The organism is Gracilibacillus oryzae, assembly GCF_009498735.1.
Lineage (GTDB): Bacteria > Bacillota > Bacilli > Bacillales > Amphibacillaceae > Gracilibacillus > Gracilibacillus oryzae.
Genome location: NZ_ML762426.1, coordinates 189,685 through 198,854, shown reverse-complemented (window position 1 = coordinate 198,854; position 9,170 = coordinate 189,685). Strand labels below are relative to the sequence as shown.

The window sequence follows — 9,170 nt, the reverse complement described above, 5'->3', positions numbered from 1 at the left end:
TTCTAACTATCATATCTGCACTGCCTTGTATAACTTTTGATAGGATAAACGCTTCTAACTATCATATCTGCACTGCCTTGTATAACTTTTGATAGGATAAACGCTTCTAACTATCATATCTGCACTGCCATTGAGGAGTTATGATAGGTAAACTAATTCTAACTATCTCATCTTTTCTATCCATTCCCCCATAAGTGAAAAAGACGCCCCTTTTATGGATCGTCCATTGCTGAGACGTTTTAATTTACAATACCTCTCATTATATATGGCACAGTTGTCATTTCTTTTATATTCTCTATTGAAATATCTAAATATCTTTCCGCCTCTTCAACTTTCATCCATGTAACCTGCTCAATTTCATCTGGATAAATAATCTCGACAGCACCACCAGTTATAGAGCCGATAAATGTAAATAATATCGCATGATGCCCCCTCCCCACAAAGAAAGCCTCACTTACTGTAAGCAGATTACCAACTTCTATCTCGAGGCCAGTTTCTTCCTTCACTTCCCTTACAGCTGCTTCTCCTAATGTCTCACCATCTTCTACCGCACCACCAGGCAAAGTAAAATATGAACCATTTTTGCCTTTATTTTTCACCATCAATATCTTTTCATCTCGCTCATCAAATAACATTACATACGCGACATCTACTCTTTTCATTTTGTTTATTCCCCAATCGATTTTAGATGGTTCGTATCATTCAGAAAATGAATCACTCTTTCATTCTCTTTTATTTCAACCAGATGGATTCCCGTATCCCCTGTTTTGAACCAATAGTCTTTAGCTACTGGATTTTTCAGAAAAGCTTGAAGTATGTTACTAATCACTCCACCATGTGCAACAATTGCAATTCTTTTCATATTGGTGGATGCAGTAATAATTTTGGAAAATATTATCTCAATTCTCATTCTGAATTCTATGTATGATTCACCCTCTGGAAATCGGTCATGTAAATGTTGTGGCATAGCTAGATGATCAGCTTTATCAAAAGCAACTCCAGCAAATAATCCATTATTATGTTCCATCAAATTATCTTCATAATGGACTTCACAATCCATGAGTTTACTTAGATAAGAGGTTGTTTCCCTTGCTCTTTTTAACGTGCTTGACCATATCACATCCAGCGGGAATTCTTCATATATTCTGTCAGCCATTACCTGTGCTTGCTTATTTCCTAAATCTGTTAAAGAAAAATCCGCCCTCCCCTCATGAACTTTTAAAATATCAGCTTCTGATTCTCCATGTCTTATCAGCAGAATCTCCATTTTATTTCAAATCCTTCTTCAAATAATAATGCTGATGCTCTCTTCCAACGTTATCAATGCTGCCAAACACTTCATATCCATGTTTTTTATAAAAGTCTAATGCTTGGAAACTCAAAGTATCCAGCTTGATAAAATCGCAATCTTTCTCTATGGCAATTCTTTCAATCTTTTCTAATAATTTCGTTCCATAGCCTTGTTTCCTGATCTTTTCATCCAAATATAATTGATAGATCTCAAGCCAGTTCCAGCAAACTGCTGCTATTAATCCACCATGAACAAGACCATTCTCATCCTTGATAAACAAGCCAATATCTTCGTACCTGCCTCCTAAATCGTCAGGAAAATGCTTCCTATTAAATTGATAGAGCCCATCATTAACATAATCCTTGGCTTTTTTATCCAGTTCATTTGTGATATGTAATTCCATTATTCTCTCTCCCAACATGTCTTTTTATCAAAAAAAGAAGTAAGTCATCATCATTTTCGCAAGTTGCATATTGTTCTAACGGATACCCTTCATACCATACTCCTGAGCCACCAGGGATGTGCTATGTACATTTTTTCAGCGTGTCATAGTCATTATGTAATTCTCAGTCAATCTGTCCTTCTACAAACAAGTATTACCATTTCATAATAGCATAATATCCCAATCCCATTTACACTTTTTCCAAAATCGCTCTGCCATACCTCATAAAATAATCAGATAATTCGAAAAATTACCGTTGACAACTGATTTCCATTCCTATATGCTATTTTATAATTAAATACTAATAATGCAAAGATTGGAAATAGTAAAAGGCAGATAATCTTTTAGAGAGCTGATGGGTGGTGAAAATCGGCAGTTATCTCTTTTGAACTCGTCCAGGAGCAACTCCCTGAAAAGAAAGTAAGGGCTTTCGGATTTCTTCCGTTATAACAAAAAGTGAGTTATCCATGATAACTAATTAGAGTGGTACCGCGAGCAGAGTCTCGTCTCTAGATATTTTTAGAGACGGGGCTTTTTCTATTTATAAAATTAATAAGGTGGTGCATTAATATGCAAAATGAAAAAATCGCTCGTAATCGTGCCCAGATGCCTGAAGGGACAACATCCATTATTGGACGTCGATCACTGCAGCGCTCTCATCAACGATTAACAGACTTTTTGCAAACAGGGATAAGTGTTCTTGATATCGGCTGTGGAACTGGTGCGATTACAGCAGATATTACTCAAACAGTTGCACCAGGAGAAGTTGTCGGTATTGATGAGAATAAACAATTTATTGATTCAGCAGCCAAAAAACATGCTGAACTTAGCAATCTATCATTTGCCGCAAAAGATATTTATCAGCTTGATTATCACAATCAATTCGACGTCGTCACTGCTTCAAGAGTCTTACAATGGCTTACCTCTCCTGAAAAAGCGCTTAATAAATTGATCCAGGCAACAAAAACAGATGGCTGTATCGTAGTTCTTGATTATAATCATGAAAAAATTAAATGGAGTCCTGATCCGCCCGAAAGCATGCAGTATTTCTACAAGGCATTTCTCAAATGGAGGTCTGATGCCGGGATGGATAATCGTATTGCTGATCATTTAGCTGACATGTTTTCAGCAAACGGACTGACAAATATAGAAACGTCAGTCCAGCATGAAACAGTAACGAAAAGTGATCATGATTTCAAGCAGAGAGTTTCTATTTGGGCGGAAGTTGCTGATTCGAGAGGACATCAATTAGTTGCTGACGGTTATATCACAGAAACAGAACGAGCTGGTGCCGTTGAAGAATATCGAGACTGGATCAATACCTCTGCTGAGTCAATGGAGATGTATTTATTAGCTGTTAGTGGATGTAAAAAATAAGTACCAAGGAAAGAGTCGTTTTTTCTCTTTCCTTGGTTATATTTTTTGTATATGCGTGATTTTGAAAGAGTGGTTATATTTCAAACCAAACCCAAAGAGTCGATCCATAAATATATGAGCAAGCCAGATTAAGGAGATCATTAATAAATAATCTTTTGAAAAATACCAATAACTGAACCCAATAAAAATAGGGATAATAAAGCTGTGCCCCAAATTATAGATAATTGCGCCTGCTTTATGATTGAATAAATAACCTAGCATGCTAAGATCAGGAACCAGTAAAAAAAGGAAGAAAACCCATATCGAAAAATTCAGGTTCACGTATAAAAAGAAACAAGCTGCGAATGCTAATCCATTTTCCAATCGTATCAAGTACTGAGCCTTCATGTTTTATTCCTCTCCAGGCTTTTTTCAAATAGCTGCAGCATCATATGCTCTACCTGTCCTTTATTTTCTTCAAATTTTCCATCATTTATCATGTCTTTAACTTGCTGCAGTGTTTTGACTGCTTGCTGGTAAAACTGAATTTTCTGCTCAAGTTCCTCTAATTTCTGATCAAGAAAGTCTACTGTTAAAACATTACATTCCATGGAGATTGGTTTACTTTCCATTATGAGCAGCTGCTTAATTTCTTTTAATGTGAATCCTATTTGTTTTAATGCAATAATAAACTGAATCTGTTTTTCACAGTTCTCATCATAGTGACGATATCCATTCTCTTTTCTTGAAGGTTTCAATAAGCCTTCTTTCTCATAATATCGGATCGTATCTGTCTGGATGTGATATTCCTTTGCAAAATCTTTTATTTGCATTTTCCTCACCTCAAAGCAACTATAACATTGGAGTTAACTCTATAGTCAATATAAATTCAATTCATTGACAGGTATGATTTCCTAGCTGTTTAAAATTGTAAAGTTATTGGATGCTGGATTGTTCTCTTAACTTTCTAACCTCCAAGTCAATAACAGAAACATCCAGTCTCTCAAACAATGGCTGAACATCATTTATTGTTATTGAATTCACCTCAATTGGCTCCCATTCTAACTCTTGTATGGCTAAAAACTCTCTTACACAATCACTTGAAAAAGGCAGGAATGGACTTAACAATTGAGCAAGATTTGCAATAATATAGACACATGTCGCTAAAGTAGCTTTACATTCTTCAGGAGATTCCTTAACTTGAACCCATGGTTGTTTCACATCAAAATATTTATTGGCACTTCTCACAAATTCGAATAACTTTTCCAATGCTTGCTTAAAATGTGCTTCTTCTATCAGTACCCCTGCCTCAGAATACAGTGTCTTAACTTTTACCTCAATCTGCTCATCGATTTTGCCATTTGGTATCACACCAGCAAATGATTTTTCAATAAACTTCAACGTTCTGTTAACGAAATTACCATATGCCCCTAATAATTCGCTGTTATGACTGTATACAAATTCTCTCCAGGAAAAATCAGTATCCCGATTCTCTGGAGCATTAATGGTTAAAAAGTAACGAATGGAATCTGGGTGATAATGATCGACTAAATCCGGAATCCAGACGGCCCAATTTTTACTTGTGGAGAGTTTTCGCCCCTCTACAGTTAAATACTCATTTGAAACAATCTGAGAAGGTAGGCTATGATTATTTATCCCTAATAAAATGGAAGGCCAAATGATCGAATGAAATGGAATATTGTCTTTCCCGTGAATATAATAAGACATTGTATCCTCTCTCCAGAAAGCCGAATCATCTTCATTATTCTCTTCCGCCCACTTTTTGCTGGCAGAATAATAACCGGAAACTGCTTCCATCCAGACATAAATCTTCTTATCCTCATACCCCTTTACAGGGACAGGAACCCCAATTGGTAAATCTCTTGAAACTGCACGATCATGCAATCCCTCCTTTAAGTATCGTTCTGTTAACTTAATCGCATTATCACGCCATAATCCTTTTTCGCTGACAGATCTGACGTATGATTCTAATTGAGCCTGAAATGCACTTAATTGAAAATAAAAGTGTTCAGTAGCTCTTGTTGTCGGGGATTCGCCACATAGCTTACATATCTTTTTCAGCAGTTCCAGCGGATCTAATATTTTGGAACAATGATCGCATTGATCACCTCTTGCATCTTTGCCACAGTTCGGACATTTTCCCTCAACGAATCGGTCAGGTAAAAATTGATCACATGTACCACAAAAAGCTTGCTCCATTTCTTTTTTATAGACTTTTTTATTATCCAGTAATTCTAAGAAGATCTTTTGAACAATCTTATGATGATGTTCTGAGTCTGTCCGTGTGTAGTAATCATAAGTGAAACCAAGCTTTTCAAAACACTCTCGAAACTCCTGATGGTATCGATCAGCAATTGCTTTAGCCGTACACCCTTCTTGCCTTGCTCTGATTGTAATGGGTGTCCCGTTGCAATCACTCCCTGAGACATACAGCACATTCTCCCCTTTCAAACGATAATATCGAGCCAAAATATCGCCTGGCAATAAACTTGCTATGTGTCCTAAATGCAGCGATCCATTGGCATATGGCCATGCTCCTCCAATTAATACATTCATTGAGAATCCTCCTTTATTTAAATACAAAAAACCCCGCCCAAAGACAAAATTGTCTAAGGACGAGGTTATACCCGTGTTACCACCTTATTTCACTAATTACTCACATAATCAGCCTCTAAAAGTACGGAACCATTTTCATGTTCTTATACCCTGACATTTATAACGAGTGCCAAATCTCGTCACAGCCTTACTTTCAAAAGTTCAGCCGTGAAGCTCTGAGACCATATTCAATCAACTATTCAATGCTTCCTTTCACTCTTCCCATCATTGCTTTTGTTTAACGTTATAGAATTAACTAATTATTGCATTTTGCTAAATTTAAGTCAACATCTAATTTCTCACTCACAAATAATTGATGGTATGACTGCTTCTTGACTGCATAACTTTCCACTTGCTCTTCGGTTTTGATGGTATGACTGCTTCTTAACTGCATAACTTTCCACTTGCTCTTCGGTTTTGATGGTATGAATGCTTCTTGACTGCATAACTCTTCACCTGCTCTTCGGTTTTGATGCTATGACTGCTTCTTGACTGCATAACTCTTCACCTGCTCTTCGGTTTTGATGCTATGACTGCTTCTTGACTGCATAACTCTCCACTTGCTCTTCGGTTTTGATGGTATGAATGCTTCTTGACTGCATAACTCTCCACTTGTTCTTCGGTTTTGATGTTATGACTGTTTCTTGACTGCATAACTCTCCACTTGCTCTTCGGTTTTGATGGTATGACTGCTTCTTGACTGCATAACTCTCCACTTGCTATTCTGTTTTGACGTTATGACTGCTTCTTGACTGCATAACTTGACAGGAATGCTCCTGTTTTGAATTCATGATGAATTTCAATCAACTTACATCTATCAAAATTGTCATCTATTCTTATCTTCCTCAAGCAATTCAATAATTCTGTCCAATTTCGCTTCCATTTGTGCTGATTGATTTCTGCTTGCAGAAGAACTGATAAGCAGCCATCGAATCAACAGCGTAAAAAACACGGCACTCAAAATAATAAGTGCAAAGAAGAATATTGGAATAACAACATTGGCACTTCCAATCTCCATAACATGCCGCCTCCTTTTTATTTTTACGAATCCAGCAATATCTCAAAATCCCGAACATGAACAGCCTCGCCTGTAATTTCCACATCCATTTTCTGTGAAACATTAACAAAAACTTTTCCAGCTTTTCCTATCTCCTGCCCTTGCTCCACAATCAAATGAACAGATTCCTGACCGTCATTATTGAGAAATTTGGCAAAATATGCTCCCATTACACCAGATGCAGTCCCAGTAACCGCATCCTCAATCGTACCTGAATATGGTGAAGAAAAATGCCTTGCATGCATGTCAGCATTGTGATCATAGGTCTCCAAACAGAAAGGATGAACGGATGCTTTCGGCATTTCTGTTAAAATGTGAGGGAATTCTTTATTGTTCGGATTCATCCTGTCAAAAGAACTCAGCTCTTTGATTGGTACTAATAAGGTCCAGGTTCCTGTACTTCCATAGAGGATCGGCAAAGTATGATCAATGTCTTTTTCCTCCAAGCCGATTGTTTTCGCCAACTCACCTTTTGAACCATTGAATTCTTTAAATTGAGGAGAAGCTTGTTTCATCGTAATCTTAATATCATCTTCAGTATTTTTGATTGTTACTGGTAAAATCCCCGCCCTTGTTTCAAGGGTGATCTGTTCTTTACCATCCAGCAAGCCTCTGCTCTTCAGTGCGTAAACAGTTGCCATCGTTGCATGTCCACACAGGTTCATTTCATGGCCTGGTGTGAAAAAGCGTATTCTAATATCTGCCAATTCGGATGGAACAACAAAGGCAGTCTCATTAAAGCCTACTTGTAACGCAACTTCCTGCATTTCCGCTTCCGTTAATTGATCACCATTCAAAACAACCCCAGCAGGATTCCCCTTATTTGGTTCCCTGCTAAATGCATCATAATGAAAAACCTTTACTCTCTTCAAATCCACACCCTCCCTTTACTCTGTCTATAAATTACTCAGCATCTCTTTCTTCTCTGTACTTTTTATAACTGCTCGCACTATCCAAAGGATTCACATGCTCTTTTACCTCTTCCTCAGATGCAGATAATTTTGTATTAATCTGATTCAGCAAATATATCCCCCGAAATAAACATCCTGCCACAATGCCGAATGCAATAATGCCGCCAAATATTGGTCCCAGCATTAACAGGACATATCCTAGAACAGAGCACAAAATAATGGATAATAGAATATACATCGAACCCTCCTTCTCAACGTTTCTCCCATATCGCCTTGGTATAAGCAATTCGCATACCAGCTCTTTCCATATTGTTTTGACTGACAGAACCAAACTTCGCCTGTCCTGTGATTAATTTGCAATTCTCCATAAATGCTTGATGAATCCGCATGCCAATTAAAGCACTTTGAATTCCTTTATTTCTATAGGCTGGCAACGTTGCAGCTGCTGCAAGGTTAGCTACATTATTTTGTTTAAATAAAACTCCAATTCCTGCTGGTTCATTGTTGATACTAGCAAGATAAAATGTCCAGCTTTCACTGTTGTAGAGTATTTGATTATTTTGTGCAATACTATTTTTCAAAAAGGCTGGCATGTGAAATCCTTGTGTATAAACATCCGCAAAAATATCAAACTCCTGTTCTCTTAATTCCTGAATGGAAATAGTTGAATTATCTCCTTTTTCCATCTCATTATCTATTTCCTTATATAACGATGTGTGAAAATCGACTTGGTAATAACCTGATTGATGTAATGATGTAAATAATTCTGGAGATGTATTAGCAGGGGTTAATTCAAATCTGACCGGGATATCTTTTTGTTTGTAAAATTCAATAATTTGCTTTAAAAAAGGTTCATCACAAGCTTCTAATCCTTTCACCGTATTATAGGATGGACCAGGGATGTTTTTTACGGAAAAAGCGGTGGCATTACCAAATGTTTCGATTTCTACCTTCATCGGATTTCCGGATAACTTTTGAATTGCCGAAAGTCTTGATGTCAGGGCATCTATTTCTGATTTTTCGATCATATTGGCTAGTTTTTTATTTACGAAAGAGGTCATTGCTTACACTTCCTGTAGTTTTATTGGTTGAGCATTATGAATGGTGGTTACTGATAAATGTACTTAGAACCCAAACCCCAATAATCATAATGATAGTTTTCTGGGCTATGGATTAAGGATCTAGAACGGTCTACCCATAACTTAAGTTCTTTAGTGCGCGCATTTTTCCCTATTTCTTCCAGTAACCCTGCTAATCTATCTACTTCTTCCCGTATACCTCGACGAACAATATCACCGGTGAATACGTATAAACAACTGAGAAAAAAAAGAGTCTGCTTACAATGTTTATTTCCAGCCAATGAAATGATGAAGGGTAAATTTTCAAAACTGATTATCGCAAGTTCCCAATCTTGATCAGGAATATGCTCATCACTAAATGCCCAGTATTTAATCTCTGCTTTTGTTGGATTCCATGTATCTTTAAACATTTCCATTC

13 protein-coding genes and 1 other annotated feature are annotated in these 9,170 nt (G+C 37.0%); of the genes, 1 reads left to right on the top strand and 12 read right to left on the bottom strand.

What is annotated here, in order from left to right:
• Positions 1-239: 239 nt before the first annotated feature.
• From F9U64_RS06320 to F9U64_RS06310, 3 genes are read right to left on the bottom strand one after another with little or no spacing between them, the layout of a single operon-like run.
• Positions 240-662, bottom strand: a complete 423-nt coding sequence (locus F9U64_RS06320; protein ID WP_153402162.1) for an NUDIX hydrolase — start codon at positions 660-662, stop codon at positions 240-242.
• 5 nt (positions 663-667) lie between these two features.
• On the bottom strand, positions 668-1,267 hold the full coding sequence (locus tag F9U64_RS06315; protein WP_153402161.1) for a histidine phosphatase family protein: 600 nt from the start codon (positions 1,265-1,267) through the stop codon (positions 668-670).
• Position 1,268: 1 nt separating this feature from the next.
• Positions 1,269-1,694 (bottom strand): GNAT family N-acetyltransferase, encoded by a 426-nt coding sequence (locus F9U64_RS06310; protein WP_153402160.1) that lies wholly within the window; start codon positions 1,692-1,694, stop codon positions 1,269-1,271.
• Positions 1,695-2,036: 342 nt separating this feature from the next.
• Positions 2,037-2,247 (top strand) — a binding site (T-box leader).
• 56 nt (positions 2,248-2,303) lie between these two features.
• Here F9U64_RS06310 and F9U64_RS06305 point away from each other — a divergent pair.
• Positions 2,304-3,110: a methyltransferase domain-containing protein gene (locus F9U64_RS06305; RefSeq protein ID WP_153402159.1), complete on the top strand. Its 807-nt coding sequence runs from the start codon at positions 2,304-2,306 to the stop codon at positions 3,108-3,110.
• Between the two features lie 36 nt (positions 3,111-3,146).
• Here the strand turns inward: F9U64_RS06305 and F9U64_RS06300 are convergent, their stop codons facing one another.
• The 9 genes from F9U64_RS06300 to F9U64_RS06255 all read right to left on the bottom strand — a co-directional run bounded on the left by F9U64_RS06300 (position 3,147) and on the right by F9U64_RS06255 (position 9,168).
• The gene (locus F9U64_RS06300) at positions 3,147-3,497 is read right to left on the bottom strand and encodes a DUF4260 domain-containing protein (protein ID WP_153402158.1); all 351 of its coding nucleotides are present in this window, start codon (positions 3,495-3,497) and stop codon (positions 3,147-3,149) included.
• The gene (locus F9U64_RS06295) at positions 3,494-3,922 is read right to left on the bottom strand and encodes a MerR family transcriptional regulator (RefSeq protein WP_153402157.1); all 429 of its coding nucleotides are present in this window, start codon (positions 3,920-3,922) and stop codon (positions 3,494-3,496) included. Before F9U64_RS06295 ends, F9U64_RS06300 begins: the two co-directional genes overlap by 4 nt.
• 103 nt (positions 3,923-4,025) lie before the next feature.
• Complete coding sequence (gene metG, locus F9U64_RS06290; RefSeq protein WP_153402156.1) at positions 4,026-5,666, bottom strand: methionine--tRNA ligase; 1,641 nt, start codon at positions 5,664-5,666, stop codon at positions 4,026-4,028.
• A 338-nt stretch (positions 5,667-6,004) separates the two neighbouring features.
• On the bottom strand, positions 6,005-6,151 hold the full coding sequence (locus tag F9U64_RS06285; protein WP_153402155.1) for a hypothetical protein: 147 nt from the start codon (positions 6,149-6,151) through the stop codon (positions 6,005-6,007).
• 380 nt (positions 6,152-6,531) lie between these two features.
• Entirely contained in the window at positions 6,532-6,723 is a 192-nt protein-coding gene (locus F9U64_RS06275; protein ID WP_153402153.1) for a DUF4083 family protein, read from the bottom strand.
• Positions 6,724-6,746: 23 nt separating this feature from the next.
• Positions 6,747-7,634: a PhzF family phenazine biosynthesis protein gene (locus F9U64_RS06270; RefSeq protein ID WP_153402152.1), complete on the bottom strand. Its 888-nt coding sequence runs from the start codon at positions 7,632-7,634 to the stop codon at positions 6,747-6,749.
• A 31-nt stretch (positions 7,635-7,665) separates the two neighbouring features.
• Positions 7,666-7,911: a hypothetical protein gene (locus F9U64_RS06265; RefSeq protein ID WP_153402151.1), complete on the bottom strand. Its 246-nt coding sequence runs from the start codon at positions 7,909-7,911 to the stop codon at positions 7,666-7,668.
• 13 nt (positions 7,912-7,924) lie between these two features.
• Complete coding sequence (locus F9U64_RS06260) at positions 7,925-8,734, bottom strand: GNAT family N-acetyltransferase (RefSeq protein ID WP_153402150.1); 810 nt, start codon at positions 8,732-8,734, stop codon at positions 7,925-7,927.
• A gap of 47 nt (positions 8,735-8,781) precedes the next feature.
• Positions 8,782-9,168: a hypothetical protein gene (locus tag F9U64_RS06255; RefSeq protein WP_153402149.1), complete on the bottom strand. Its 387-nt coding sequence runs from the start codon at positions 9,166-9,168 to the stop codon at positions 8,782-8,784.
• Positions 9,169-9,170 lie beyond the last annotated feature (2 nt).

Coding starts and splice junctions, on each gene's coding strand:
- F9U64_RS06255 (WP_153402149.1), bottom strand. CDS start 9,168: ATGGAAATGTTTAAAGATACATGGAATCCAACAAAAGCAGAGATTAAA.
- F9U64_RS06265 (WP_153402151.1), bottom strand. CDS start 7,911: ATGTATATTCTATTATCCATTATTTTGTGCTCTGTTCTAGGATATGTC.
- F9U64_RS06285 (WP_153402155.1), bottom strand. CDS start 6,151: ATGCAGTCAAGAAGCATTCATACCATCAAAACCGAAGAGCAAGTGGAA.
- metG (WP_153402156.1), bottom strand. CDS start 5,666: ATGAATGTATTAATTGGAGGAGCATGGCCATATGCCAATGGATCGCTG.
- F9U64_RS06305 (WP_153402159.1), top strand. CDS start 2,304: ATGCAAAATGAAAAAATCGCTCGTAATCGTGCCCAGATGCCTGAAGGG.
- F9U64_RS06315 (WP_153402161.1), bottom strand. CDS start 1,267: ATGGAGATTCTGCTGATAAGACATGGAGAATCAGAAGCTGATATTTTA.
- F9U64_RS06295 (WP_153402157.1), bottom strand. CDS start 3,922: ATGCAAATAAAAGATTTTGCAAAGGAATATCACATCCAGACAGATACG.
- F9U64_RS06260 (WP_153402150.1), bottom strand. CDS start 8,734: ATGACCTCTTTCGTAAATAAAAAACTAGCCAATATGATCGAAAAATCA.
- F9U64_RS06310 (WP_153402160.1), bottom strand. CDS start 1,694: ATGGAATTACATATCACAAATGAACTGGATAAAAAAGCCAAGGATTAT.
- F9U64_RS06320 (WP_153402162.1), bottom strand. CDS start 662: ATGAAAAGAGTAGATGTCGCGTATGTAATGTTATTTGATGAGCGAGAT.
- F9U64_RS06275 (WP_153402153.1), bottom strand. CDS start 6,723: ATGGAGATTGGAAGTGCCAATGTTGTTATTCCAATATTCTTCTTTGCA.
- F9U64_RS06300 (WP_153402158.1), bottom strand. CDS start 3,497: ATGAAGGCTCAGTACTTGATACGATTGGAAAATGGATTAGCATTCGCA.